28 protein-coding genes are annotated in these 26,844 nt (G+C 55.1%); 9 read left to right on the forward strand and 19 right to left on the reverse strand.

The genetic code is table 11. The features are described 5' to 3' along the window. Positions 1–148: 148 nt before the first annotated feature. Both JYE50_RS08575 and JYE50_RS08580 read right to left on the reverse strand, forming a co-directional pair. Entirely contained in the window at positions 149–1,057 is a 909-nt protein-coding gene (locus JYE50_RS08575) for a sensor histidine kinase (RefSeq protein ID WP_084095131.1), read from the reverse strand. Next, positions 1,021–1,698, reverse strand: coding sequence for a response regulator transcription factor (locus JYE50_RS08580; protein WP_084095132.1), 678 nt, complete (start codon positions 1,696–1,698; stop codon positions 1,021–1,023). Before JYE50_RS08580 ends, JYE50_RS08575 begins: the two co-directional genes overlap by 37 nt. A 208-nt stretch (positions 1,699–1,906) precedes the next feature. On the opposite strand from JYE50_RS08580, the gene JYE50_RS08585 reads away from it, so the two are divergent. The 3 genes from JYE50_RS08585 (at position 1,907) to JYE50_RS08595 (ending at position 4,999) form a co-directional block, all read left to right on the forward strand. After that, complete coding sequence (locus tag JYE50_RS08585; protein ID WP_084095133.1) at positions 1,907–3,265, forward strand: GntP family permease; 1,359 nt, start codon at positions 1,907–1,909, stop codon at positions 3,263–3,265. A 75-nt stretch (positions 3,266–3,340) separates the two neighbouring features. Further along, a complete protein-coding gene (locus JYE50_RS08590) occupies positions 3,341–4,573 on the forward strand; it encodes a glycerate kinase type-2 family protein (RefSeq protein ID WP_084095134.1) in 1,233 nt (410 codons plus the stop codon). A 177-nt stretch (positions 4,574–4,750) separates the two neighbouring features. Then, complete coding sequence (locus JYE50_RS08595; protein ID WP_084095135.1) at positions 4,751–4,999, forward strand: hypothetical protein; 249 nt, start codon at positions 4,751–4,753, stop codon at positions 4,997–4,999. A gap of 120 nt (positions 5,000–5,119) precedes the next feature. Here the strand turns inward: JYE50_RS08595 and JYE50_RS08600 are convergent, their stop codons facing one another. The 10 genes from JYE50_RS08600 to JYE50_RS08645 all read right to left on the reverse strand — a co-directional run bounded on the left by JYE50_RS08600 (position 5,120) and on the right by JYE50_RS08645 (position 13,343). Beyond that, on the reverse strand, positions 5,120–6,139 hold the full coding sequence (locus JYE50_RS08600; RefSeq protein ID WP_084095136.1) for a serine hydrolase domain-containing protein: 1,020 nt from the start codon (positions 6,137–6,139) through the stop codon (positions 5,120–5,122). Between the two features lie 350 nt (positions 6,140–6,489). Continuing rightward, complete coding sequence (locus JYE50_RS08605; protein WP_084095137.1) at positions 6,490–7,248, reverse strand: GNAT family N-acetyltransferase; 759 nt, start codon at positions 7,246–7,248, stop codon at positions 6,490–6,492. 23 nt (positions 7,249–7,271) lie between these two features. Next, positions 7,272–7,721, reverse strand: a complete 450-nt coding sequence (locus JYE50_RS08610; RefSeq protein WP_084095138.1) for a free L-methionine (R)-S-oxide reductase MsrC — start codon at positions 7,719–7,721, stop codon at positions 7,272–7,274. A gap of 19 nt (positions 7,722–7,740) precedes the next feature. After that, positions 7,741–8,208: an HIT family protein gene (locus JYE50_RS08615; RefSeq protein ID WP_084095139.1), complete on the reverse strand. Its 468-nt coding sequence runs from the start codon at positions 8,206–8,208 to the stop codon at positions 7,741–7,743. A 20-nt stretch (positions 8,209–8,228) separates the two neighbouring features. Continuing rightward, complete coding sequence (locus JYE50_RS08620; protein ID WP_084095140.1) at positions 8,229–8,690, reverse strand: NUDIX domain-containing protein; 462 nt, start codon at positions 8,688–8,690, stop codon at positions 8,229–8,231. 103 nt (positions 8,691–8,793) lie between these two features. Beyond that, entirely contained in the window at positions 8,794–8,958 is a 165-nt protein-coding gene (locus JYE50_RS08625; RefSeq protein ID WP_179138255.1) for a response regulator, read from the reverse strand. A gap of 563 nt (positions 8,959–9,521) precedes the next feature. Continuing rightward, positions 9,522–10,526 (reverse strand): 4-hydroxythreonine-4-phosphate dehydrogenase PdxA, encoded by a 1,005-nt coding sequence (gene pdxA / locus JYE50_RS08630; RefSeq protein WP_084095141.1) that lies wholly within the window; start codon positions 10,524–10,526, stop codon positions 9,522–9,524. Positions 10,527–10,567: 41 nt separating this feature from the next. Continuing rightward, entirely contained in the window at positions 10,568–11,926 is a 1,359-nt protein-coding gene (locus tag JYE50_RS08635; protein ID WP_084095583.1) for an alpha/beta hydrolase family protein, read from the reverse strand. Continuing rightward, on the reverse strand, positions 11,923–12,648 hold the full coding sequence (locus tag JYE50_RS08640; RefSeq protein WP_143763558.1) for a MerR family transcriptional regulator: 726 nt from the start codon (positions 12,646–12,648) through the stop codon (positions 11,923–11,925). The genes JYE50_RS08635 and JYE50_RS08640 overlap by 4 nt, the downstream gene beginning before the upstream one ends. Positions 12,649–12,830: 182 nt before the next feature. Then, positions 12,831–13,343: an RNA polymerase sigma factor gene (locus JYE50_RS08645; protein WP_084095142.1), complete on the reverse strand. Its 513-nt coding sequence runs from the start codon at positions 13,341–13,343 to the stop codon at positions 12,831–12,833. A 230-nt stretch (positions 13,344–13,573) separates the two neighbouring features. Here JYE50_RS08645 and JYE50_RS08650 point away from each other — a divergent pair, with 230 nt between their 5' ends. The 3 genes from JYE50_RS08650 to JYE50_RS08660 are packed head-to-tail and all read left to right on the forward strand — an operon-like array spanning position 13,574 to position 16,397. Next, on the forward strand, positions 13,574–14,035 hold the full coding sequence (locus tag JYE50_RS08650) for an RNA polymerase sigma factor (RefSeq protein WP_084095143.1): 462 nt from the start codon (positions 13,574–13,576) through the stop codon (positions 14,033–14,035). Further along, the gene (locus tag JYE50_RS08655) at positions 14,032–15,171 is read left to right on the forward strand and encodes a hypothetical protein (RefSeq protein WP_084095144.1); all 1,140 of its coding nucleotides are present in this window, start codon (positions 14,032–14,034) and stop codon (positions 15,169–15,171) included. Before JYE50_RS08650 ends, JYE50_RS08655 begins: the two co-directional genes overlap by 4 nt. A gap of 20 nt (positions 15,172–15,191) precedes the next feature. After that, complete coding sequence (locus tag JYE50_RS08660; RefSeq protein ID WP_084095145.1) at positions 15,192–16,397, forward strand: hypothetical protein; 1,206 nt, start codon at positions 15,192–15,194, stop codon at positions 16,395–16,397. A gap of 39 nt (positions 16,398–16,436) precedes the next feature. Here JYE50_RS08660 and JYE50_RS08665 read toward each other — a convergent pair whose 3' ends face one another. Next, positions 16,437–17,321: a LysR family transcriptional regulator gene (locus JYE50_RS08665; RefSeq protein WP_084095146.1), complete on the reverse strand. Its 885-nt coding sequence runs from the start codon at positions 17,319–17,321 to the stop codon at positions 16,437–16,439. Between the two features lie 127 nt (positions 17,322–17,448). On the opposite strand from JYE50_RS08665, the gene JYE50_RS08670 reads away from it, so the two are divergent. Further along, positions 17,449–17,973 carry a hypothetical protein gene (locus JYE50_RS08670; RefSeq protein ID WP_084095147.1) on the forward strand — a complete coding sequence of 175 codons (525 nt, stop codon included), beginning with the start codon at positions 17,449–17,451 and terminating at the stop codon, positions 17,971–17,973. A gap of 107 nt (positions 17,974–18,080) precedes the next feature. On the opposite strand, the gene JYE50_RS08675 is transcribed toward JYE50_RS08670, so the two are convergent. The 6 genes from JYE50_RS08675 to JYE50_RS08700 all read right to left on the reverse strand — a co-directional run bounded on the left by JYE50_RS08675 (position 18,081) and on the right by JYE50_RS08700 (position 22,750). After that, the gene (locus tag JYE50_RS08675) at positions 18,081–19,253 is read right to left on the reverse strand and encodes a Card1-like endonuclease domain-containing protein (RefSeq protein ID WP_084095148.1); all 1,173 of its coding nucleotides are present in this window, start codon (positions 19,251–19,253) and stop codon (positions 18,081–18,083) included. A gap of 34 nt (positions 19,254–19,287) precedes the next feature. Then, on the reverse strand, positions 19,288–20,121 hold the full coding sequence (locus tag JYE50_RS08680; protein ID WP_084095149.1) for a TrmH family RNA methyltransferase: 834 nt from the start codon (positions 20,119–20,121) through the stop codon (positions 19,288–19,290). A gap of 172 nt (positions 20,122–20,293) precedes the next feature. Further along, entirely contained in the window at positions 20,294–20,773 is a 480-nt protein-coding gene (locus JYE50_RS08685) for a DUF3021 family protein (protein WP_084095150.1), read from the reverse strand. A gap of 1 nt (position 20,774) precedes the next feature. Beyond that, positions 20,775–21,215 carry a LytTR family DNA-binding domain-containing protein gene (locus JYE50_RS08690; RefSeq protein WP_084095151.1) on the reverse strand — a complete coding sequence of 147 codons (441 nt, stop codon included), beginning with the start codon at positions 21,213–21,215 and terminating at the stop codon, positions 20,775–20,777. Then, positions 21,216–21,902: an ABC transporter permease gene (locus tag JYE50_RS08695; protein WP_084095152.1), complete on the reverse strand. Its 687-nt coding sequence runs from the start codon at positions 21,900–21,902 to the stop codon at positions 21,216–21,218. It abuts the gene before it with no gap. A gap of 2 nt (positions 21,903–21,904) precedes the next feature. Beyond that, positions 21,905–22,750, reverse strand: a complete 846-nt coding sequence (locus JYE50_RS08700; RefSeq protein ID WP_084095153.1) for an ABC transporter ATP-binding protein — start codon at positions 22,748–22,750, stop codon at positions 21,905–21,907. A gap of 251 nt (positions 22,751–23,001) precedes the next feature. Between JYE50_RS08700 and buk the strand changes: the two genes are divergently transcribed. Together buk and JYE50_RS08710 are read left to right on the forward strand one after the other, a co-directional pair. Then, the gene (gene buk, locus JYE50_RS08705) at positions 23,002–24,108 is read left to right on the forward strand and encodes a butyrate kinase (RefSeq protein WP_084095154.1); all 1,107 of its coding nucleotides are present in this window, start codon (positions 23,002–23,004) and stop codon (positions 24,106–24,108) included. 269 nt (positions 24,109–24,377) lie between these two features. Then, entirely contained in the window at positions 24,378–26,474 is a 2,097-nt protein-coding gene (locus tag JYE50_RS08710) for a hypothetical protein (protein ID WP_084095155.1), read from the forward strand. Positions 26,475–26,844 lie beyond the last annotated feature (370 nt).

Consider the following 26,844-nt stretch of genomic DNA (forward strand, 5'->3'; position numbering starts at 1 on the left):
TTTCATCTTACGTTTTCGTAAGAATACTTATCCCTTCTCTTATTCCTCCGCCGCAAGTATTCATTATGAATTATGAATTATGAATTGTCTTTCCCTCGGGTTCAGATTGCTCCCCGCAGCAGCAGTGTCTTCATCCAGCTCTCTATGTTTAATTCTGAATTCTGAATTCTGAATTCTTAATTGTCTTTATCATGTCCAGCACTGGCAGCGAGATTGTAAACTTCAGTCCTTTGTCCGTATTCTGCGCCATGATCTGTCCGTGATGGCGGTAAATGATCTCCTTCACGATCGCCAGTCCCAGGCCTGCTCCCTTGCTGTGCTGTCCTTCCGCGCGGTAAAAGCGTTCAAACAGATGCGGCAGGTCCTTCGCTGCCGCGCCGCCGCCGTTGTCCTCCAGCGTGCAGTAGAAAAAGCTTTCCGTCCGTTCCATGAAGATATGGATTTCCCCGTTCTCTCCGGTATGTTCGCAGGCATTCTTGATCAGGTTCCGGAAAGCCTCGGAAAGCCATTTCTCATCGCAGCGAATAACAGCTTCCCCTTCTATGGTCAGGGTTGTGTACGGCCACAGGGAATGCATCTGTTCCCAGTCTTTTTCGATCATCTTCCGGACATTGCATTCCTCAAAGGCAAATTCATATCCGTCGGCGCACAGTTTTTCCAGCCGCAGGAGGCTGCTGATCAGCGTCTCCATACGCTCGATCTGGGCGATCTGCTGCTCGCTGTGAGCGCTTTCATCCATCTCGCAGTACAGGCGCAGGGAAGCCAGCGGCGTCTTCAGCTGGTGGGAGATGTCCGCCGTCAGGTTGCTGGTCCGTCTCGCCTCCTGCCGGAAACGCTCTTCCGCCGTCTCAATGCGGTTCTGCATCTCCAGGGCAGCGTTCTCCACCTGCGCGATCTTGTCTTCCTTCAGGGACAGAGACAGGTCTCCGCCGTTTCCCGTCAGGTAATCCTCCATTTTCTCAGAAAGCCTGTCCAGCCGCTTCATGTCAAGATACCGGCGGACCAGGACAGCAGCCAGGATCAGCAGGAGGATTCCGCTGAGGATGTATCCAACCATTGATATCCCACTCCCCGTATGGTGCTGATGTGCTCAGCGCCCACCTTCTCCCGCAGCCGGCTCATATGAACAGACAGCGTGTTGTCATCGATAAACTTTCCGCCTTCATCCCACAGGACCTCCAGCAGGCGTTCCCGCGGAACCACAGCCGGATGATCCATCAGCATGGTAACGATCTTGTATTCGGTCAGTGTCAGGGGCAGCACTTCCCCGTCCTTCACCACCTGCATACGCTCATGGTTCACAACAAAGCCGCTCCGGCTGGTCGTCTGGGCAGTCCGGGTGCTGCCCCGCAGCAGTACCCGTACGCGGCTTAGCAGCTCCTGCATCCGGAAAGGCTTGGTCACATAATCGTTTCCGCCGGAATCCAGGCCCCGCACCACGTCAAATTCCTCACCCCGGGCAGTCAGGAAAAGCACCGGCCGTGTTTCTCCGGCGGCACGCCACTCCCGGCACTGGTTCACTCCGTCCCCGTCCGGCAGGCCTACGTCCATCACGATCGCCTGCACCGCGTCCGAAAGGCGTTCACGCGCTTCCCGCAGGGAACCGGCGGCAATAACCTCATATCCGTCCCGTATAAACAGTTCTGTAAGTCCCTCCCGCAGGGCGGCATCATCTTCCACAAGCAGTATGGTATTCATCTTTCCTGTTCTCCGTTTTCTGTGCAGCTGCTTCAACATATCTGCGCGGCTGTTAACTAATGATATCACGCCGTGGAAAGCCCGGCAAGTTTGCCTTGGAAATACAGAAAAAATACAATTTCGTTGACATTCTCTTTGACCGGTGATACACTGCATATGGTATTGAACCGTTTACGACAATTCCATATTTAGTAAGGAGGGTTCTTTTATGACCGGTCTTCCGCTTATCATCGCGTTTGTTGTCGCGATCGTCCTGATGATCCTGCTCATTTCGAAGCTCAAGGTTCATCCCTTCCTGGCAATCATGGGGATTTCCCTGCTGCTTGCCATTATTGCGGGTATCCCACTGACCCAGATTCCGGGTATCATCGGTGCCGGCTTCTCCGGAACCTTCACCTCCATCGGTATCGTCATCATCCTCGGCGCTTTCATCGGCACGGTGCTGGAAAAAACCGGCGCTGCCCTGAAGCTGGCTGACATGGTCATCAAACTGGTGGGTGAAAAGAATCCCCAACTGGCCATCGAACTCATGGGCTGGGTGGTTTCCATCCCCGTCTTCTGCGACAGCGGCTTCGTCATCCTGAACCCGATCCGCAAAGCCCTGGTCAAGCGCACCGGCGTCTCCTCCGTGGCGATGACGGTCTGCCTCTCCTGCGGTCTGTATGTATCCCACGTCTTTATCCCGCCGACACCCGGCCCCATCGCGGCGGCCCAGACCCTCGGTGCGGGCGATTACCTGCTCCTGGTCATCGGCATCGGCGTGCTCTGCTCCATCTTCCCGCTGATTGCCGGCTTCATTTATGCGAAGTTTATCGGTAAGAAGATCAAGAGCGCGGACGAAACCGGTGACAACGGCGAAGTTGTCAAGTCCTATGAGGAACTCAAGGCGGAATTCGGCAAGCTGCCCGGCGGCTGCAACGCTCTGGCTCCCCTGCTGGTTCCGATCCTGCTGATGGCCCTGTCCTCCATCTCCTCCATGGCTAAGTGGACCGGCCCGGTTGCCGACCTGCTGACCTTCCTGGGCACGCCCATCATGGCTCTGGCTGTCGGTTCCGTGCTGGCCATCATCCAGCTGTTCACCGCCGGCAAGGGCAAGGATTTCTATAACCTGACCAATGATACGCTGAAGACCGTTGGCCCGATCCTGTTCGTCACCGCGGCCGGCGGCGTCCTGGGCAAGGTCATTTCTTCCTCCGACATGGTCAACTACATCACCGCCAATGCTTCTGCCCTGCAGGCCATCGGCATCTTCTTCCCCTTCCTGCTCGCCGCCATCCTCAAGAGCGCGCAGGGTTCCTCCACCGTCGCGATTACCACCACTGCCGGTATTGTGGCGCCTCTGCTTCCCGTGCTCGGCTTCACCGCTCCCGTGGACATCGCCCTGGTGGTTATGGCCATCGGCGCTGGCGCCATGACCGTTTCCCATGCCAACGACAGCTACTTCTGGGTGGTTACCAACTTCGGCGAAATGCAGCCTGAAGAAGGTTACAGAACCCAGACGGCCATGACCCTGGTCATTGGCATCGCCGCCATCATTGAAATCTTCATCCTCAGCCTGATTTTCTGATGCTGAAGGATCACTTCCCGCGCACCGTGCCCGCACGGTGCGCTTCTTTCCCCCGTAAGATAAGGAGGCTTCACATTGAACCGACAATTGCGTGAACACGCGGATCAGATCGTCCGCGAAGCCATTGCGGCCGTACAGCCGGACGCGGCGGTACAGCGTGCCCTGAAAAGCATGGAGTTTTCCGGCCGGGTGCTGCTGGTCGCCGCCGGCAAAGCTGCCTGGCAGATGGCAAAAGCCGCATCCGACTGTCTTGGTGACCGGATTGAAAACGGCGTGGTGGTCACCAAATACGATCACGTCATGGGACCCATCGCCAATTTCACCTGCTTCGAAGCCGGCCATCCCGTGCCGGATGAAAACTCCTTCAAAGGCACCCAGGCTGCCCTGGACCTCGTGGCAGACCTGACGGAAAAGGATACGGTTCTCTTTCTGCTTTCCGGCGGCGGCAGTGCACTGTTTGAAAAACCCCTGGTTTCCGGGGAGGAACTGCAGGATATCACCGGCCAGCTGCTTGCCTGCGGCGCGGACATTGTGGAGATCAACACCATCCGCAAGCGTCTTTCCCAGGTCAAGGGCGGGCGCTTTGCCCAGCTCTGCTGGCCCGGAAAAGTCGAAGCCGTTGTACTTTCGGATATCCTCGGGGATCCGCTGGATATGATTGCCTCCGGTCCCGCCTGCCCGGACTCCTCCACCGCGGAGGATGCGCAGCGCATCCGGAAAAAGTATAACCTGCGCATGTCCGAAACGGCTGAAAACCTGCTGGGCGTCGAAACGCCCAAAGCCCTGGATAACGTACACACACAGATCAACGGCAGTGTCCGGGAGCTCTGTGCTGCCGCGGCTGTCACCTGCCGGAATCTGGGCTATGAACCCGTCATCCTCACGGACCAGCTCTGCTGTCAGGCCCGGGAAGCCGGAAGCTTCCTTGCCTCCATCCTGAAAACACATTCCGCGGATCCCAAGGCCCTGGCTTTCATCGCCGGCGGGGAAACCGTGGTAAAACTGACCGGTCACGGAAAAGGCGGCCGGAATCAGGAGATCGCCCTTTCCGCCGCGGCGGGCATCGCCGGCCTGGAACGGGCTGCTGTCTTCTCTGTGGGCAGCGACGGAACTGATGGCCCCACGGACGCGGCCGGCGGCTATGCGGACGGCGATACCTGTGCTGAGCTGGCGAAGCACGGCCTGTCCATTGACGCGGTACTGCAGGATAACAATGCCTATCATGCCCTGGAGAAGACCGGCGGCCTGATCATCACCGGCCCCACAGGCACCAACGTGAATGACGTGGCGGTCGCCCTGCTGGACTGACGCCTGCCGCCTGTCACTTTTTTACCAGATGCGACATGTATTGTCAAACCTGTACAATTTGTCCGCCAAATCGCCTGTTTTTCGATTGTGTTGGCTCTTTTTTGCTGTATCATATTGTATGAAAGAAGTGGTACAACTTCTTTCTCATGAATTCTGATCGCAAAGGAGTTGATACATATGAAGATCAGGAATAATGATGAACTGAAACTGTTCGAAGAAACGCTCGACCGCTGCGAGGCTTCCGTGCTGGTTGTCACTGCGCAGGGTGAACAATATGATCTCAAGGATCCCGCCCAGCGCTATATCGGCATCACGGCCATGCTCCAGGGAGAAGGCCTTAACGAGCCCGAGCTGTTCGCTTCCTCCTATAAGGATGAAATGAAGTTCTTTGATTACCTGAACAGGGTCGAAGCCCTGGCCGCTTAAACACAGTTCAACAAATCAGCCCCTTCCGGAGAACCCGGAAGGGGCTCAGCTATTACTTGCTGAAACCACTTTGTCTACGATTTGAGGGGGCAAGCCGGATGAACCGGCTGCCCCCTCTTTTTATCCCTGTATCATGGGAAAATACTGTTCAAAAACCTCGTCGCAGTTCATGTTTTCATCGTTCAGGCAGATCGTCAGGGATCGCTTCGTGTCGCGGTTGTAAAAGCTGAAAAACTGAACGCCGGGATCAAAGCCCTCCAGGAATACGATCCTCGGATTTTTCCCGCTGATCCAGAATCCAAGCCCGTAGAAGTTTTCTTCTGCTTTTTGCCGCGGGGTCCAGGCTTCCTCAACCAGGCCCGCCGCAGGACTCTGCGGGTTGATTTCCGGATCAAGGGCATTCCAGAACCGTGCCATGTCCGCCGGATTCGTATAGGCGCCGCCGTCCCCTCCGCCAATCACGGGTACCGCATAGATGTTGCTTTTCCCGTTCCCCTGGTACGCGGCCGCGCGGACAATACCGTCCGGCGGCTGCTCATCAAAGCGGAAAAAGCCGCTCCTGTTCATCCCGTATGGTCTGAACACATGCCTTGTGACGTATTCCCCGAACGGTTCGCCCGACACAGCTTCCGCCGCCGCTGCCAAAAGGACGAATCCGCCGTTGGAATACTTGAATACGTCCCGGAAGCTGTAAGATTTCTCCTGCTTCTTCCAGGCTTTCTCCGTCAGGGGAAAGAACTGTTCCGGCTTTTCATAGTGATAGCAGGGTGTTCCGTTCAGGACGTCCTCAAAGCTGTCTGTCAGGTCTTCGTCATAATAATCGGGCACACCCGACGTGTGGCTCAGCAGCGATCTGAACGTAACCATCTCATCCAGCCACTCCAGCTTTCCGTATTTCTGCGGTTCATGGCTTTCTGCCAGGATCCTTTTTACGCAGTCGTCAAGGCCGGCTTTTCCTTCCGCGATCAATGCGAGTACGGCCGCGGCGGTAAATCCTTTTGTGCCCGAAGCCGTCTGATAGCTGAAGGACGGATCGTTAGGAATGGTAAAATTCCTGTCCGCCAGTCCCGCGCCGCCCGTTGTCAGCGGGGCAGTCCGCTCATACACGCCGAACACGCCCCCAAAATGCCTGAAGTCCATCTCTTTCACCTGTCTCCTGTATCAGTCTGCTCTGCGGCGCCCGTCTCCGCGTCCTGTACGTCCCCGCCGCGCGGATTATTAATTCAAAGGATGGCGTAGCCATCCCTCCGCCATTATTCATTTATTGAGCAGTTGTCCAAATCTTTGATTTGGGGCGAAGAGCCGATGACCGCCAGTGGCGGAAATCTCATCGGATCTGAGGTCAATCGAAAGGGAGTAAGCTCCATATTATGGAGTTACGACCATTGAGATTGCGGAATACAACTGCCATGCTACAGCTGTCAAAGATCCGGAGTGACAGCAAACGGATCTTTGGTAACAGCGATCGCAAAGTTTTAAATCTTCAGTTTTCATTTATTTATCTTTTCCGCCTGCATTGCTGCCCACGCGGGCCGGAAACCGCTTTTCAGTCCGTTCTTCACTGACCGGACATTGGACCAGGCGGCGGCATAAAACGGGATCTTACCGTGTTCAAATATCGCCCGGGCCAGCTGGTTGGTCAGTGTGGAAGCGATCCCCTTCTGCCGGTATTCCGGCAGCACGTCAATCCCGATCTGCCACATCTCCGCGCAGTCCGCGGAGCATCCCGCCAGGCCGATCAGTTTCCCGCCGTCATACGCGCCGATGCCCAGCATGTCCAGCTCTTTCCGGCTGCTGCACAAAGCGTTGCTCCACTCCGGCAGGTACAGGTCTGTAAAATCCTCCGGATGCAGTTCCCGCGTTTCATAAGGGCAGAAAACTTCCGCGCTGAAGACAGCCTGAAGATCCGGCAGGTAAAAGCTGTGCATCCAGGTAACCCGCGCGTCTGCCTTTTGCAGGATCCGGTTCAGTTCATAAATGCCCTGTGGTTCAAAGCACCGGTGATGCTTGGGCATGCCGTTGACAAAGGCTTCCACCTCCGGGATCAGGTCTCCGCGGCAGGATGCGACAACATTGGAACCATAGGTAAACAGCGCGCAGATATTCGGATTGGTCAGGTACCTGCTCGCGTCTGCCGATGGCCTGGATTCAACCACAACATTCGTTTCCCTGCGGAAATCTTCCGCAGAGCAGGAACAATCAACAGCGGACTGCCGCATTGCGGCGTCCAGGATCTCCTGCTGTGTCATACATATCCCTCACATTTACTCTTTTACCAGTGGATCTTCTCTTCCATCAGCCGCACCAGCGCCGTCAGGCCATCCGCGTCTTCCGCGGAGAACCGGCTTTTTACCGGGCTGTCCATATCCAGAACCGCCGCGACCTTTCCATCATGATGGATCGGGATCACGATCTCCGATGCCGATTCGCTGTCGCAGGCAATATGGCCCGGAAACAGGTGTACATCCGGCACCACCTGTATTTCGTCCATCATGGCCGCCGTTCCGCATACACCCCTGCCCATGGGAATATGAATGCAGGCCGGCTTGCCCTGGAACGGCCCAACGGTCAGCCCGCCGTTCCTTACAAGATAAAATCCGGCCCAGTTCAGCCTGTCCATGGAGGTCATCAGCAGCGCGGAAAGATTGCTCATTGCCGACGCGTACCACGGCTCCGCTTCCAGGATTCCTCTGGCCTGTTCCGTCAGTATATCGTATTGCATATGTTCCTCCGTTTGCCTGTCACAGCAGTTTTTCCAGTTCCCGGTTCACTTTTTCCTTCAGCTCTTCCAGCTTTTCCGGGGACGGGATCCAACGGTCATCATTCGCGTCCGTCACCCGCCACACAGGTCCGGGTGTCGGAGTATCCCCCTCCCTGCGGGGATACAGGTGCCAGTGCATATGCTGGCATTTGCCGATGCCCAGCAGCGCGTAGTTCATCTTGTCGGGCTTGAAGGCCTTCTCAACTGCCTCCGCCGTGATCGCCATATCCCGCAGGAAAGCCGCCCGGAACTCCGGTGTCAGCTGGCTCAGTTCCGTCGCGTGTTCCTTGCACAGCAGCAGGGTATAGCCTTCAAACCGCTGGTGATCGCCGATCACCACATAACCGGTTTCCAGTTCCCGCACAAAAAACGGGTTTTCTCCCCGCAGGGTCTGTTCAATCCTTCCGCAGACCAGGCATTCATCCGCGGGCAGTAACTTGTGTTCCATGTTTTTCTCCTTCTTTTCCGTCAGTCCGTGATCTCCGGATCTCCGACGTTTTCATTTCCAAGATAAACCGGCGCTTCCTTCTCCGCAGACAGGTTCATGATCGGCCGTCTCAGCTTTGAGGGATAAAGCGGCGCCGTGTTCAGTGTCGCGATGTCCAGCCACTCATATCCGGTCTGGTTCCAGTCCGTGTGCCGTTCCGCGTCGCTTTCACCCAGGTATTCACACCGGAACACGATATCCACCCGGTGGCTTTCCTCGCCTTTCTCGCCTTCGATGATAAAAACGGCGTCCCCGGCTTTCACCGCGATACCGGTTTCCTCCGCCACTTCACGTTCAACCGCCGCGGGAAGCAGTTCCCCGGTGTTCTGTCCGCCGCCGGGCATGATATAGAAATCCCCGTCCTGGTCATGAAGCCGGATGGCCAGCATGCGGCCGTCCCTGATCACCAGGGCCTTGGCTGAGGTTCGTATACTTCTGCTCATATTGCTTCTCCTTGTCCGTTTTTGTGTGCTGATTGGCTTATTATACAGGAAAACCGCTGTCCGTGAAAGAGAACAGCGGTAAGAATACAAGCGGATAACCGGACTACCACCGGTATGGGTCAGCCAGGTCGGCAGCCTGCTCCCGCATCACCCGCCGTGCCTGGTCCGCGTCTGCCGCTTCCAGGGGCCTGTGCCCCGCCAGTTTCATCACCGTTCTCAACATATCGCGAATGGCCGATTCATCGTCCACAAACAGAATATTTGCCATCTCTCATCACCCCGTTTCAGTATATCACAGCAAATACTGAAATAATGTAAAGGAGTTGTAAAAGTATGTACATTTCATTTGTTTTCATTTCTCCGCGTATGGCAGCGCGTGAGCCCGTCCTGCCGGTACGTATTTCTGCAGACGAAAAAAAGTCTCTGCCCGGCCATGCTGAAAAGCCGTAATGCAGAGACATTCATAACTCTTTATTCTTAATTGACTCTGACCGTCCCTATCGTTCCCTTCATTTCAACCATGAAACGGTTTGACTGCCGATGCCAATTATAGTAAGGGATTCCTCCACGCGCTAACGCTTGGTCGGAATGACAACAGGGATGCTGTTCTGTCCGGACGATGAAACGGGTTGGGGAAAGAATAATTCTGAATTGTTGAGGAGGCACCAGCGCTTTAGACAGATCTGTCAGCACTTTAGTGCTGGCAACAGATCGTCCATGCAGGCGTCAGCGCTTCAGCGCTGGTAACGCCGAGCCATTCGATGCGAATGCCTCCCATGCTACAGCCGTCAAAATGCTGAAAGCATTTTGTTAACGGCGATCGCAGAATTCTTAATTATTCTTAAACGCCGGTGCGTATTTAACTGCAAGCCGCACCGCCTCCATCATGCTGACCGCGCTGGCGATCCCCTTTCCGGCAATGTCCATCGCTGTTCCATGGTCCACGGAAGTGCGCAGGATCGGCATGCCGTTGGTAATGGCGATCGTCCTTTCAAAGTCCAGCGTCTTGGTGGCGATATGTCCCTGGTCGTGATACAGCGACAGCACACTGTTGTACCGGCCCTGGAGCGCCAGGTGGAATACCGAGTCCGCCCCGATGGGGCCTTCCACGTTGTATCCTTCCTTCCGGAGCTGCTCGACCGCCGGGTATACCTGTTCCACTTCTTCAGTGCCGAACAGCCCGTGTTCTCCGCTGTGGGGATTCAGTCCGGCAATAGCCATGGTTCCCTCCGTCACACCCAGCCGGCGAAGCGCCTCTGTGCAGCGGTGTACATAGTCCACAATCCTGTCTTTGGTTACCAGGTCACAGGCCTCCCGCAGGGAAACATGTCTCGTCAGGAAGAACACCCGCATCCCCCGCACCTCAAACATGGTCAGGGGATCCTCTGTGCCTGTCAAAGCCCCGAAGATCTCGGTATGACCAATATAGGGAACGCCGCCTTTCCTCAGGGATTCCTTGTTGATCGGTGTTGTGGCAACTGCGTCCACCAGCCGTGCGTTCGCGAGGCGGATGCTCTCAGCGATATACTCATAGGAGGCCTTTCCGCACATCCCGTCAACCGTCCCGACCTTCAGTTTATTCAGGTCGATGTTATGCAGGTCGATCAGGTTCAGGATTCCCGGCTCATACCTTCCCTCCGCCGGTTCCCGGATCACGTTGATCCCGGGTTTGGGGGAGCCCGGATAGGTTTCCGCCAGTTCCATCACGCCTTTATCTCCCACCACAACACAGCGGGCAATCCCGCTTATCTCCGGGTTCGCGATGGTTTTCAGCACGATTTCCGGTCCGATGCCGGCAGCGTCTCCCATGGGGATGCCGATAAAAGGTCTGTTCACGTTTCTGTCCCCCGGTTGTTATTGCCTGAATACTTTGTCAGTTACTGTGCGTTGATAAAGTCCGCGATGTCGCTGATAACCCGGCTGTCCACTTTTTCGGTCCGGCTGTAAACCGCGGAACCTTCCGCTTTCTGTCCGGGAATAAAAACATGGACCAGCCCCGGATAGGCAATCATTTTCCAGTTTGCCTTGTCTCCGAGCGCTTCCTGCCAGATGCTGAAGTCTTCCATGGTCACCTGGTAGTCTTCCTCGCCCTGCAGCAGCAGGACAGGCTGTGTGATCTCCTTTGCCGCCTGCAGGATATCGTAATCCGCCAGCCATTTCCAGTAGGATTTCCAGATTCCCAGCACCGTATCATCATCCGTCAGGCTGTCCAGGTCTTTCAGCTTATCCAGGTCGCTGAACGTTTTCTCTATTTCTGCCAGGTATGCTTCTTTTTCCGCCTTTTGTTCTTCTGTTTCCTCCGGCATCAGGGAATACAGGAATTCATTCTGTTCCCGTGCCAGTTCCTCCAGGGGACGCGGGGATGCTGCCATCATGATGAAGCCGCGGCTGTCCGCCGGCTGCTTCTTCAGTTCCCGGGCAATGGCAGGAATGGCGTTGCCGCCCAGGCTGTGTCCCAGCACAAAGATCCGCTCCGGATCGATCTTTTCCTGTTTCGCCAGCAGCTGCACCGCGTTCACCGCGTCATCGATCGATTCGTCCATCAGCGTGATCCGGCGGTTATCCGCCATCGCTGCGCCATAAACATAGGTCCGTTTGTCGAAGCGGTATACAGCGACACCCTGTTCCGCCAGACCTTCCGCAATATCCCGGAAAGGCCTGAGGCCCATGACAGCTTCGTCCTTGTCGCTGGCGCCGGAGCCCTGGATCAGCACCACTGCCGGGAACGGACCGTCTCCTTTGGGCATGGTCAGGATTCCGGGCAGTTCTCCAAGGGCCGGTACCGGCAGGTTCAGCTCAACACTGTCAAAAAGATCACTTTCTGTCTTTTCTTCCTTTCTCCCGCTGTATGCGCCGGTCTGCAGGCCGGCGACAGCGCCGTCCTGGATAACCAGGACCAGGTCCACCGGCATCAGGGAAAACGCGCAGGGAATGCTGAACGTTTTAAATCCGGAAAGTTCCCCTTCCACAGCGGAGCCGATCTCTCCGGCCGTGCCCAGCGCAGCCAGTGATTTCGCCAGGCCGCCTATGCCGCCCATCTGGTCGGCGGCGGCTTGCATCTGGGCAGTCATCGCCCAGGCGCCGTCCAGTTCTTCCGGGTGTTCACCCAGGAAAACCCGGATCCATTCCTCCGCGTCCGCGGGCGTTTCGATCTTCCGGGTTTCCTGCTCCGCGGCAGCGGCGCCGCAGGCGATCAGCATCATCAGGGCCAGTAAAACAGACAGTACCTTCTTCATTCCACGTTTCCTCCGTAAGTTTCTACACAGTATCCCTTATGCCCGCATTTCACGCAGGTCAGTTTCCGGGTTTTCAGCGTATGGTTTGCAAAGAAAAACTCTTTCATGGCCGGTTTGAAAATCTCATGGCACTGAGGACAGATATAGGCTGCGTTGCGGTAATAATACCGGACCATCCAGATGATTACGGGAATGGCCGCCGCCAGGGCCGCCGCGAAGAGCCACCATTGTCCTTTGAAGATCCACAGCAGGATCCCCGCGTCCTCTGCCACGGTGAAGGGTGCTCCGACCAGCACCATCTTCCGGTGCACTGCGCTCAGTTTCTTTTTATTTTCCATAACGGTCGCTATGTCACCGATGGATTCCACGGAAACCGACGGAACATCCTTCAGTCCGCTTTTCAGTTCTTCCAGCCGCTCCAGCTTATCCTTCCGGTCTGCGATCTCCTCCTGCAGCACCTGTTCCTGCTGTTCCAGGAAAATCGAGACCACACTGCCCAGGTCCTCTTCCTTCAGCAGCTTTCCGATGGTGTCCAGGGACAGGCCCGTATCCCGCAGGAAGCAGATGATCTTCATCATCTTCAGGTCTTCCTCTGAATACAGCCTGCGGCCGCCTTCGGTCAGCGCGCTGGGAACCAGGATCCCCCGCTGGTCATAAAACTGTACGGTCCGGACTGTGATGCCGCACTCTTTCGCCAGTTCTCCGGTGGTGTATTGTGCCATAGCGTTCCACCTCCTTTCGGCGTCATCCTACTTTATTACGCCGCGTCACATGCAATACATGACGTAAGGGGATTTTTCCGTTTTCGGTGATTTTGATCGGAAAATCATTTCGATGATATCACAGAAGCCCCGTCCGGGCAACCGGACAGGGCTTCTGCTAAAAAGGATGTTATGAAATAGGTTCAGGCTATCATTCTCTTGGCTTTTTCCAGTCTCCTGGAGATGGTGGACGCACTGGTCTGCATGCAGTCCGCGGCTTCCCGGAGGGTCATTCCCTGCAGGAACACCAGCAGGACCACTTCCCGGTATTTCTCCGGCAGGTTCATCACGTCCATGATCATTTCCCGGCTCTCGTCCGGCGCGTTTCCGAGTTTCTTCAGGTCTTCCGGAGTGATCAGCCGGTTCTCATACTTGTGCCAGCCTCTCCTGAGGTAGTCCCGGCAGGTATTGCCGGCGATCCGGATGATCCATGATTTGGGGGAGCATCCGTTCTTGGCTTCAAACCGTCCGATGTTCCGCCAGACCTTCAGGAATGTTTCCTGGGTAGCGTCTTCCGCGTCCGTCCGGTTTCCAAGCATCATAAAGCAGTAACGGAGAATATCCGTACCATATGAATCATACCATGCTGAGAGTGTGTTTTCGTTTCTCAGTTCGGTTTCCCTGACGTTACAGCGTCCGCTGCGCATGATTTCCATGAGTCTTCCCTCCTCAGTCACAAGATTAGCAGACGAATCTTACTTTCAGGTGACTTCTGCCTTACGATTTCGTAAGCTTTGTAACTTTACGCGGGAGGCTCATTGCCTGCTTTTCCGTTATTCACAAATGTTTTAAAATCTTTTTTTGCACCGTGTGAGGATTTCATATCCTCAATCGTCTAATAGGTGTAACGTTACTAAAAACCCGTCAATGATGGAGGTTGAACACCGTGGACAGGGGATTCTTTATAGCGCAGGTCGAAGCCGGCTCGGACATGATGTACCGGGTTGCCTGGTCGATCCTGCAGAACGACGCCGACGTACAGGACGCCCTTCAGGATACCGTCCTGAAAGCCTGGGAAAAGCGGGACAGGCTCCGGGAGGAGAAATACTTCCGCACCTGGATCACCCGCATACTGATCAATACGTGCTATGACACGCGAAAAAAACGCCGGCCGGTTGTTTCCCTGGAAAAGATTCCCGCGCAGGTCCCGGCATCCGTTCCGGATCCCGACCTCGCATTGGCGCTGGAAGCGCTTCCCGATACTCTCCGGCTGCCGCTGGTCCTCTGCTATTCGGAGGGCATGAGCTATGAGGAGGCAGCCGAGGTGCTGCGTGTTCCGCTGACAACCCTCCGCGGACGGCTGCACCGGGGAAAAGGAGAACTGAGAAAGGAGCTGAATGCGGAATGAAGCGCGATCTTGATAACCTGGATCTGCGGGGCGCCTTTAAGCCCATGCCCGATGAATGCCGTAACGCGCTGATGACGGCCGCCTGCTCCGTAAAGGAGGAAGAACCCGTGAAACGCGTAACATTCAGGGCCGTACTCATTGCGGCATGTATTATCATAGCGGCCACAACCATCGCCGTGGCTGCCGGCCAGATTTTCGGATGGACCGATTTCTTTTCAGGATACTATGACATCTCTGTCCCGCAGGACACGGTGCAGATTATGAAGGATAACGGAGAAATTTCCCATACCATCGGCCCGGTCACCTTCACCGTCGGCGGCCTGTACTGCGACGGCTACACCGCCACCACCTCCGTTGTCGCCAAAGCCACCGGGGAATCCGGCATTCTGCTGACCGGGGATGATCCCTATGACGCCGTCGGCGCCAACGGGGAAAACGGCGACGCCGTTGCCGAAAAGCTCGGTGTGGACCCGGACACCTCCTGGGTTGATGCCGCGAAACAGCTGAACCGGCCGCTTTACAGCGTCCGCGCCGTCCTGGAGATTCCGGAGGAACTGTCTGACGGATACCAGTTTGAAGATCCGCTGTTCAATGAGGACGGCAGCCTCACCTATTTCTCCTGTGCCATGATGAACGGCAAAGCCTCCGGGGAAAAAGTGGACTGCCAGGTCCGCCTGCGGGTCGCGGAAATCAATCTGAACCAGGAAGAGGACGAACCCAAAGCCGTCTGGGAAGGGGTGGATGTCAGCATCCCCCTGCAGGCGCCGGTTGAAACAGGGGAATACGTAATACCGGAAAACACCGGACTTCCGGAGGGGATTCGGCTGGAATCCGTCCGGGCTTTGCGGATGCCTGCCGGCGTCTATCTGCTTGCCGATTATCTCTTCCCGGAAGACATGGATGAAGAAACCTTCTGGGACAACTGTGAAAACTATTCCCTTGACTTTGTCCGGCCGGACGGAACAGAGTTCCCCTTCGGTATGAACCTGTCCGGCTGCGGTGTCCTGAATCAGCTGAACGACCTGCCCGTAATCCATATGATGCAGATGATTCCCGGGGACAGCATTCCGGAGGCAGTCGGCATCCTGCTGACCGGCCCGGGAAAGACCGTCCTTACCCTGGACCTGAAGAAATAACAGGAATAGGAGTATAAAAAATGAAAAAAACAATTTCTGCACTGCTCATCGCAGTGCTGCTGATCACACTCGCCATTTCCCCCGTTCTGGGCGAGGAATCCTTCCCCCTGACCGTGATGGCGCTTGAAGATGAATTGCAGGAGTACTGGGCGGAAATGCCCGGAGTAGCCTCCGTGAAAGACCTGTGTTTCAATCCTCATTCCAAAGCCGAAGACGCGGATTTCTTCCGTCTCTACGACGAGGGCCTGTCCATGAAAGAAGTCCGGGAAAAAGGCGTCATTGCCTCTTTTGAACCCGGTGAAGCCCTGCTGAAAGACCTGGATACCATGCCGCCCATTTTCGGGAATATCCTGAAAAACTACCTGATCACAGAAGACGGCCGTATGTGGGGCGTACGGGGAATGATCCATGTGAAAACGCCTTTGTTCTGGATTCCCGATGCCTGGAACGCCTCCCCCTTTGCGGACAGGACGCCCCCTTCCTCCTTCACGGAGATGCTGGATTTCCTGGAGGTTTATCTGGCCACGCCTCATGAGGGCTTCGAGCTGATGTATAACTTCGGGGAAAAGAACTACACGGAGCGCACCATCGTGCTCTTGCTGCTGGACAGCTGGTTTTACCAGTCAGTCCACGCCGGTGAACCTGCCCGGTACAATTCACCGGAACTTGTCGCGCTCCTGGAGCGGACGGACCGCATCATCCGGGAGCTCAAAAAGCAGGAGCCTGTAAAGAAAAAGGACCAGAAGGACCTCCGGCCGCTGTTTACCGATCTGGATAACGGAAAGGATTTCCTGAGCCGTGATCCCTACACCTGGGACAACATGATTCCCTACCGCATAGACCCGGGCCAGGATCCCCTGATCTATGTCGAATCCCGGGTCATCTGTGTCCGGAAGGACAGTCCCTTTGCTTCCCGCGCGTCCGACTTCCTGGAGCGGGTCATCACCCTTGAGGAGGAAGAAGGAGATTTACAGTATTCACATCCGGATCAGCTGGACGTGGACGCGTTTAACCGGAAATACTTCCCCGAAATAGAAGACGGCTTCCTGTCGCAGGAAATGGTGGACAGCACCCTGCGGATCAATGCCGTACCCGTTTTCAATGTGGGCCTGGGTGACTACGGTGAAGATGTTGCTTTCGGCTCCCTGCTGAAAGAGTTCCTGAGCGGTAAGCTTTCCCCGCAGAAGTTTATTGATAAGCTGGAAAAGAACAGGGCCGAAGAATAAACTTCAGCCGGTTACGATCCTTCGTAGCCGGCTGTTTTTTTATGCTTCGTTTTCCGCGATGAGATCTGCCAGTTCCCGGATGGCCATGCTCACATGTTTATCCTTGTGAACGTAGATCCGGGCACAGATCGGGAACGCTTTCCCGGCCCAGCTGAGCTTTTTCAGCCGGCCTTTTTCGACTTCCCTCCGCGCTGCCAGATCCGGCATAAAGGCGACTCCCAGCTCGTTGATAGCGAACTGTTTCAGAACCTCCTTGCTGCTGGTCTCCAGGGCGATGTGCGGCGTCACGGAGGCTTCCGCCAGATCCTCCAGCAGCATATGCCGGAAGCTGCAGTTATGGGAGGTCAGCAGCAGGGGAATGCCTTCCAGATCCTTTTCCGTGATCTTTTTCTTCTTTGCCAGCGGGTGTTCCGGGCTGACGTAAAACCCCAGCGTTTCCGGCCTGTCATACAGCATCGTCAGATCCGGGTATTCCTCCGGAGGATTCAGTGAATAAGCCAGGTCCAATGTTCCCTTCTTCAGCGTCGCCGGAAAAGTATCATGCATGATAAAGGAAAGCTGAATCTCCACTTTGGGATACTTCTGCTTATACTTCAGCAGCACTTCCGGAAGCCCGTGATAACACAGCGACTCGGACACGCCCAGCCGGAGAATTCCGGCCGGCTCTCTCACCGTTGGGACCTCCAGCCTGATCTCCCGTTCCAGCTGCATCATCTTCGCCGCATATTCACACAGCCGTTCCCCTTCCGCGGTCAGCGCCACGGTCTTTCCCAGCCGCTCAAACAGCAGGCAGCCCAGTTCCTCCTCCAGCTGTTTGATCTGCATGGTCACGGTGGACTGCGCGTATCCCAGCAGGCTGGCCGCGGTGGTAAAATTACGGGTTTCCGCAATCTTCAGAAAGGTTTCCAGCTGCGTGATCGTCATGTTTGGTTCTCCTCTGTATCGATTTTATCGATCGTTTCTTTCGTTTATTTCAATTTTACTGATTGTTTAACCGATGCTATTATACTCACGGGCCCGGAAAAAAGCAACCGAACAGGAGAGATTCACCATGAACGAACTGGTTATGATTATCAGGGATACCGTCAAACCCAACTTCCTGAATATCAGGACTTCCCTCCAGACCTATGACCGGAATGCCCTGTGCTGCGGCGCTCCCTGCTGGCGCTGGGCTTACCACGCGCTCCATTCCGCGGATAAATGGTTCTTCAATCCCAATGTCTATGAAGAGCCCTCCTTCCATCAGGAAGGCATGGATAATCCGGACAACCCGACTTCCGTCGTCCTGACCGATGAACAGCTGCTGGCCTACCTGGATCAGATCGAAGCCAAAACCATGGCATACCTTGATACGCTGACAGATGAAATGCTGTATGAAAAGCCGGAGAACTGCCGTTTCACCCGCATGGAGCTGGTTCTCCGCCAGTACCGGCATCTTTCCTTCCACACCGGTATGCTGAACGGCCAGACCGCCCTGGCCACCGGAAAGTTCCCCATGTGGGTTTCTGAAACCGCCGGTTATGTGGATGACGGCATCTTCTTCGGCCGCTACCGTAAAGGTCCGGTCAAACCCTGACCTCCCCCAAAACAAAACCCGGAACCGCTTTTAGCGCTTCCGGGTTTGTTTTATCTTCAGGTAAAAACAGTATATATAATTCTTCATTTTTCATTGTTAATTGTTCATTATTTCATAAGGCTCCTTATGCTCTCCCCGATGTTCCCTTCCTCCAGATCGTTCAGGTCAATGATCCGGATGTTCAGTTCCGCGGCGCGGTTTCGGGCAGATGCCCCCGCGGGTTCCGCGGTCACAATGGCCGCCCGGGCAATCTCCCCGCCGAAGCGGTCCCGGAGCACCGCCAGTTCGTTCAGCGCCTCGGTCCGGATCATGCAGGTTTTGCAGCTGATGAACACCGGCGTGATCCCCCGGGTGCACATCACATCCAGCTCGTTGGACACCGCGTTGTCCCGGTCATCCCCGTTCCAGTCCACCACCGCGCTGGTCCGTACATCGTTGAACATGCCGGTATCCAGGCACGCTTTGTAGATATACAGTTCCAGTACGCTGCCCACGTCCCGCAGCCATGCCCGGATCTGCGGATCCCGGAAATAGAACTCCACGCTCTCCTCCGGCACGATCTTCAGTCCGGAGATCATCCGGATTTTTTCCAGGTCCCGGAACGCTTCCTCCGGCGCCGTCAGCCGGGCGCCCTGTTCTCCCTTGACGGTGTAGTCTCCCTGCACGCTCAGGGAATAGGTTCCGTCCTCCCGTGCGGCCGATACGCGCTGGATGTAGGTAACGATCTTATCCCACCTGCGCCGGTACTTCAGGAAAACCTCAAAGAACGGATCAATATCCTCCATATACCGGGACAGGATGCTGTTGTCCACCCGGCCTTTGCGCATGGATCCGCCGGCCATCAGGAAACAGTCCTCCACCGAGAAGGTGATATCGCATACGTAACCGTGCATGGACGGCGCGTTCTGGATACTGTAAAACTTATTCATCGTGCGGCTGTAGGTGACCACGGGGATTGCTGCCTCGGAGCAGGCCAGTCCGGCCGCGAACAGCACCGCGTCCGTTCCGCCTGTGATATCCATCACAGCGTCCGGATGATCCTTCAGGATGGCGCGGAACAGTTCCAGGATCTTCTGTGTATCATAGATGTTCACATACAGGAACTCCATCGCGGCCTCGATCCCGCGGTGGGCAAAGTAATCCTTCAGCTGCCTCCAGGCATGCTCCGGCGTTCCCTCCGGACAGACATAGATCACCTCTTCCGGATGAAAGATCTCCACACCCAGCACATTTTCCAGCGGGCGTTCGTCAAACAGTTCAACCAGCGTCTTTACTTCCATCTGTGATGCCTTTCTCCTGTCCGGATCCAGTTTTTTATTTCAGCCCTTTGGCAAGGCGCTGCCGGCTGATTTCATAGAAACAGACGGTGGCGGCGCTTCCGGCGTTCAGCGAGGAAGCCGCGCCGAAGATCGGGATCTTCGCCAGCACATCGCATCCGTCTTTCCAGGCCCGGGACAGGCCGAAAGTCTCATTGCCGATGGCCAGGGCAACCGGGCCGGTCAGGTCGATCTCATCAAGGTTCTTTGTTCCGTGGGCGCTCGTCCCAACGATCAGCGGCTTTTCCGGCCGTGCATGGAGCCACTCCAGGGCCCCCTCCGCGCTGGGCATCTCCGTAAAGGGAATGGCAAACACCGTGCCCACGCTGGCGCGGATGCACTGCGGATCATAAAAGTCCGCGGCATGGCCGGTAACGATAACCCCCGTTCCGCCAAAGGCGTCGGCGGAGCGGAGGAAGGTTCCCAGGTTTCCGGGGGACGCCGGGCGGTCAAAGACAGCATACAGCAGCGGCATGCTGCTTTCGGAAGCCTTCTCTTCGATCCGTTCCAGTCCGTCCGTACGTTCACGGACAAGGGCAATGATCTCGCAGCTCTCTTCCCGGTCGGAAAGATCCGCATGCATGCCTTCCTCCATCTGATAAAGAACTTCCGGCTTCGCTTTCGCGATCATATCCTCCGCCCATCCGGACAGACGGCGTCCGTCAGCCACCGCCATGGCGGCAAACTCCCAGTTATGGCGGATAGCCTGCTCCACCATCTGCACGCCTTCCATAAAGGCAAGCTTCTGTCTGGTACGTTTTTCGCGGTTGCGTTTAAGCGTTTCGAACCGCTGGTATTCCGCTCCGCGCGCATACATGCGTTCAATCTTCATCTGCCGGTACTCCTGTTAAATAGAGGTTTGGATCTGTCTGGATTGTAGCATACGCCGTGAGCGCCCGCAAGAAGCGTGATATTATCTGCATTCCGGAGCACTTAATTGTTCATTGTTCATTGTTCATTGTTAATTGACAAGCAGCGGAGCTTCCGCTCCGCTGCCTCATCAATTACTTCTTTTCCCTTTTCTTGTATTTCTCCAGCGCTTCCTGCAGCTTATTGTTCTCCGATATTTCCTTTGTCCGGGTCAGTATGGTCATGATAACCATAGCCACTGCAAAGAATGCACCAAAGAAAATCCAGGCCCTGGTCGCGTCTGCCGGGAACCATTTGAACAGGCGGCTCATAATGAATACACCCAGGATAACAACGAAGAAATAGAGGGTTTTCCGCAGGAAGACGCTCATGTTTTTGATCCACCGGTCTGTCAGGAGCACGTCCTTGACGATGACGGAAAAAACAGCGAGCAGCAGGAACTGCACCACGATCTCGAGCGGTATACCGCGCTTCCCGAGGCCGAACACTGGGCTGAACTGCGCCACACCGTCTCCCAGCAGGTAGCTCATCAGGGCGAGCGTCACGATGCCCCCTCCGAAGCTTGCCATGATTTCCTTGATAAGCCAGTTGAGGTATTTCAGTTTTTCTTTCATCTTACCTCACCCCCAGCTTTGCGCGCAGCTCGTCGGCGTACATCCGGGAAACCATGATCTGTTCCCCGTTTTTCAGTGTCAGCTTGATCTTTCGGTTGATATCGGCTTTCAGGCTCTTGATCATCCTCAGGTTGACGATGCTCTGTTTACTGATCCGCAGGAAATCCCTTTCGAGAAGCTGTTCCTCCACCTCATACAGTTTCAGTTCCGACTCATACATGTCCGTCTCTGTATAGATGAAGGTTTTTCGCTCCACCGCTTCGATATACAGGATCTGATTGGCGTCCAGGATGTAGGTTTCCCCGTTCCTTTCCGCGCTGATCTGCATATCCAGCATCCGCATCATGGCGATCATCTTCTCGATATCCTGGGACAACCTCGGGGCATGGATTGTCACGGATGTATCAGGATACTGATCGTTGATGTCGATATCTATCCTCATTTACTCCAGTCCTTTTTTCCTGAAGGCGATAAAGAACATCACCACCGCCAGGACAGCATTCGCCGCCAGGATGGCAGCTCCATCCCATTTTATTTCAGCAAAGGACATAGCGTCAAGAAGGAACCGGGTCTGCTGGGTGTAAAGGAACCTGGCCACCTTTTCAATCCCGTCGTTGAACATGGCAAACATCGGAATGAAAGAGAGGATGATCATCGCCATAGCTCCTATGGAAGTGGCGGACATCTGGTTCTTTGAAGCAATACCGATCACGGCGCCGATCACAATGGAAATAATGAAGCCCGCGCCCATCACCAGGAAGAAGAAGGGCATCTCAGCCGCCGGAAAGGAAACGGCAAACAATACAGAACCGATCATGCTGATGATCCATACATAGGCGCCGATACCCGTCAGATACTGTCCGGGCTTAACGTTGGACATCATCAGCACCCGGAGGGTGTTCTTCTCTTTTTCCTCCGCGATAATGGAAGACATCGCGGTCAGGGGCGCCATGGCCATATACATGGCGGCAAACATTTTGGTGTACATCAGTTCCGGTACTCCTTCCGGCCTGATGACCCGTTCCAGCACGAATGCAACCACCGGCAGCAGTATCAGCTGAATCAGGACCGCCTTGTTTTTGAAGGTATCCTTCATCTGCTTTCTGATCATAACAAGAATATTATTCATGCTCACTCTTCCTCCAGTTTTCTTCCTGTCAGTTCCAGGAATACGGTCTCCAGTGTCGGCTCTGAGGAATGGATGGTTTCCACCTTGTCCTCCTCCAGCAGTTTGCTGATCTCAGCCGCGGATTCCCTGCTGTGGGCCAGTTCCCTGTCCTCGCCCGTTTTCAGGTGAAGGACGATCTTCTTCTGGTGGTTAAACCGGCGGCAAATTTCTTCCGGCGCTCCCGTGTCCACGATCACGCCTTCATTCAGCAGGGCGACAGTGTCACAGAGTTTGGCCGCTTCCTCCATGTTGTGGGTCGTGAGGAAGATGGTGCAGCCGTGCTTTTTCTTATCCAGGATAATCCTGTGAATCTGTTTCATCGTCATCGGATCCAGGCCGGTTGTAGGCTCGTCCAGGAAGATGATTTCCGGGGAAACCATGAACACCCGTGCCAGCTGGAGCCGGACCCGCATGCCCTTGGACAGGCTGGAAGCGGGCTTTTTTGCGGAATCCTCCAGGCCCACCAGTTTCAGGGTTTCCATGATCTTTTCCTTCGGGGTACCGTAGATGTCCGCGAACACCTTCAGGTTGTCATAGCAGGACAGCCGTTCATATACGCCGAACTGGTCCATCATGATGCCGATCTTCTTCTTATCCTCCCCCGTAAGATGCCTTACGTTTTTCTGGAGGATCATGGCCGATCCTCCGTCAAAAGCCAGCTGGCCGGTCAGGATCTTGATCAGGGTCGTCTTTCCGGCGCCGGAGGGACCGAGCAGTCCGAAGATCTGGCCGTCCGGAATGTCAAAGCTGATTCCTGACAGGACCTTTTTGTCAGTGTAGGATTTTTCGATTCCAGTGCATTGAATCATGTCGTACCTCCCGTAATGCTTTTCGCAGGGCACACAATAGCAGAGTGAAAAGGAGGTTTCAACCTGCCGGAACGTATGTTGCCGGTTTCCGTGCATGAGATGCCGGATTCACAGGGTAAATGGCGGACGCCCTTCCCCCGCGCCCGAAAAACATAATTAATGCAAAGGGTTATCATTCCGGTGTGTCGAAATGATATTCCAGCTTTCTGCGAAGGAAGCCCATTCTTGAAGAATAGTGTTGGGAATGAATTATGGACTTTAAACTGTTGATCATCAATCCCGGTTCCACCTCCACCAAGATCAGCCTCTTTGAAAACAAAAAGGAACTGTTCCAGAAAAGCCAGTTCCATGACGCGCCGGTTCTGCTGCAGTTCCCCCATGTGAACGGCCAGGTGCCTTTCCGCTACCAGGTGATCCTGGATATGCTGAAAGAGGAAGGGGTTGACCCCTCCGAAATCGATGTGTTTGTCGGCCGCGGCGGAAGCGCCTGCACACAGCCCAGCGGCGTAACGATCATCGACCAGAAGCTGTATGACGATACCGAAGCGGCTGTCGGCGGAAGTGAACATGCCGCGAAGCTGGGCGTTATGCTTGCCTGGCGTTTCGCGCAGAATTATCATAAGCCGGCTTATACGCTGAACCCCACCAACGTGGATGAGTACTGTGATTACGCACGCCTTACCGGCATCCGCGGACTCTACCGCACGCCCCACTCCCATGTGCTGAACCCCAAGGCTGTCGCCGAAGCCCATGCCGAATCTCTCGGCAAACGGTATGAGGACTGCAATTTCATTGTGGGACATATTGACGGCGGTGTCACGGTCAGCACGCATTATCACGGAAAAATGATAGACGGCACCATGGGAGCCGACGGTGACGGTCCCTTTGCCCCCACCCGGATCGGCAGCGTACCGGTGCTGGAGCTGCTGGATTATCTTGAAACCCATCCCCTGGATGATGTGCGGCGGATGTGCTCCCGTTCCGGCGGATTCGTCAGCCTTTTCGGAACGTCCAACTCGGATACTGTCCACGCGTTGGTGGAACAGGGAGACAAAAAGGCAACGCTGGTCTGGAACACCATGATCTACCAGATCTGCAAGAGCATCGGCGAAATGAGCGCCGTGCTTTGCGGCAAGGTGGACGCCATCGTGCTTACCGGCGGCCTCATGCGCTTCAGGGATATCGAGGAAGGTATCCGGGAGCGCTGCGGCTGGATTGCTCCCATTGCCGTTTATCCTGGCGAGATGGAGCAGGAGGCCATGGCCTTCCCCGTGCTGAAGGTGCTTCGCGGCGAAGCCAAAGCGATTACTTACAGCGGAAAGAATGTATGGCAGGGCTTCGAAGGAATCGATCTGTAAAGTGAATCACGGCCGGGCCCGGGAGCTGCTTCCCGGGCCCGGATTTTTGTCCAGACTGCAATGCATTGCAAATTGTATGCAGTTATGTTATTCTTTTTTCGTTGTCTGAAAGAAAAACCCGCACCTGAGTTCATAAGGCCTGTAGACCATCGCACGCTCCCCCGCGGCCGGCACGGCTGCATGGGCCTTATATTTTTTTATCAATGTGGAAGCATCGCAAGTCACAATCACATAAACCGGGGTTCCGGGGAGAAAAGGAGCGAATCCGAATGCATAAAAAAGTCATTCCGGCCATGATCCTGCTGATTGTCTTCCTCTTTACCTGCTGTGCGTCCGCGGAAGAGGACGAGGCATTCTATGATCCCTTTGAAGTGTATCAGGGCACCGTTGGGAATATTGCCTTTGCTTTCCCCGGAATCCCGCTGACTGTTTTCCATGACGCGGACAATGAGGGCGTATGGACCGACAGTCTGCAGATGTGGGGAAACTGTGCCTGGGACCGGGCGGAATACCAGCTCCGCTCCGCTGATATTGCGCCGCTGCTCGAAGGATTCAAAGAGCGTTACCCGGAAGACAGTGATGAGGAGAACACCTATCAGGCGCTGTACAGTTTCGCGACCTACTTTATCTCCCAGTTGGGAGGAACTACAGACACGCCTGCTGTTGATCCTGAAAACCACCTGATGACCTTCTGCTACACCTATCCGGATACGCCGGACAGCACTTACAGGGCAAAGTGTTACCTGGATGGAACCTATGCCGTCTGCTTCAATATGAAGGAATGCGATGAATGTGAAAAGGCAATGTCCCTTTTCACGCCCCTCACGGAAGAAAAACAGGCCATGTTTGATTCCATCCGTTTCAAGCACCTGATAGACTTTTACGGTCTGCCGATGGTCTTCCCGCAGGAACCTGTCATGGGGAAGGACAAGGGAACTGTTTCTTCCGCTTTCTGCATGGCGGAGGATTATACCAATATAATGGCACAGTTTGTCCATGTAGGATTTACATTCGGAGACTCCCCGGAAGAAGCTGAAAAAACCATGAAATCCATGTCGGAAAACGCGATGGAGATGTTCGGACCCGCCTCCATCCTGTCCGGTACCCTGTCCGGTGACGAATCCGAATGGACTTATGACTATGTCTTCATGCTGGACAGCCAGTACAACGAGATCCTCCCGGAAGCCTTTACCTGGCGCGGAAAAACCATATCGGGAGAGAACGGCATCTGGTATCTGTTCTGCAATGATACCGAAACCGGCCGAGCCTGGCTGAACAGCATGATAGATCCCTCTCTTCAGCTGTCGCCCGATTCCGCGCTGTGGATGGATGAAAACCTGGTCCTCACCGGGGAGCAGCCGGCTGACGGCGAGCCCGTGTCCCTTCGCCGGTTCTGTAAAAACTTTAAAGCGCTGATGCTTACCGGTCCCGAGGGTATAGACGGCTATTCGGTCGACAGCGTCTCTGTCGGTGAGCCCGTCTGGAACAACGGTCAATGGAAACGGGTACTGTACCTGGGATACTCGGATGAGTTCCTGGTTCTGTCTGTCTCTTCTGAGGAGGAAGACGCCCTGATCAATGAGATCGAGGTTTTTGTGAACGATCAGACGGATGAATCCCTGTATGCCCTGCTTACCTCCTGGTGCGCTGAAGCTGCGGAATGCGAGCCTGCCGAATATCATCAGCTTCGGAAAAAGAAGACAGATGAGCTCATCAGTCTGAATATGCAGGGTAAACACTACACCCTGTCCGGAAGTCATGTGGACCCGGATGTTGAGATCGGTTTTAACCATATGTCCGTCAAGGCACTGAACCCCGCGGCCCTGCCTGTCCTCGCCGATACGCTCGTGGGCATCACTCCCGCTGAACCGGTTAAAACCGTAAGGCAGTTCCGGGATGCATGGCATAAGCTGAACCTGACTATTTTCCACGGCCAGTTCCTGCTTGAGGACCTGGACCCTGTCGCACAGGAAGACGGTACCTTTATGTATCCTTCCCTCTTCGGAAACGGATCTGTTGTTTCGCTTATCACTAATGCAGAAAGCATTGACTCGGATATCATTTTTGCTTCAATCCATAGCCTGGACGGAGACACCGGTGAGGTGATAGACGGCGGAATGCTTGCGCATGCCGCTCTGTCCGGAATGGAGCCGCAGCTCGCCTTCTATAACAGCATGATGCTGGCCGGAAATCTGAACTGGGATGATCTGTATTATATGGACCCGGCCATTGGCTATAACGGGAAAATGCTCGCCTTCTATGTCAATGAATATGAAGGAGAGCCCTTCCCCCTTGCCCTTGTCATGGATATGGCCCTGCAGGAAGCCCCAGCCGAAGAGGCCGTCTCCGCCTCCGACCCGGTCTGAATAAAGTAATCAGACCTCCTATCCGCAACCTCAATCTTCGCACTGCTTGCTTGGAGCGCTTCGCATTGCTCGTTTCGGTTGACTCGCTCACCTCGTTTTCGCCTGTGGCGAATGACCCACTGGGTCACCTCTCGGATCACTCCCCTCCTATCCGCGGCCTTCATCGGCACGGCGAGCCTTGCTGACAAGGGTGTCATTCTGAGCAAGCCTGCTTGCAGGCGCGTCGAAGAATTTCCCACGGATTCAGATTAATACTGTTCCATCCGAAGGCATAACACCCCGCAGAGCTATCCTCTGCGGGGTGATTTATACCTGACATTCATCATATCAATCGTTGTTTGAATCCCATATCTGCCCTTATTCAAGCATC

The organism is Aristaeella lactis, from assembly GCF_018118585.1.
GTDB classification, from domain to species: domain Bacteria; phylum Bacillota; class Clostridia; order Christensenellales; family Aristaeellaceae; genus Aristaeella; species Aristaeella lactis.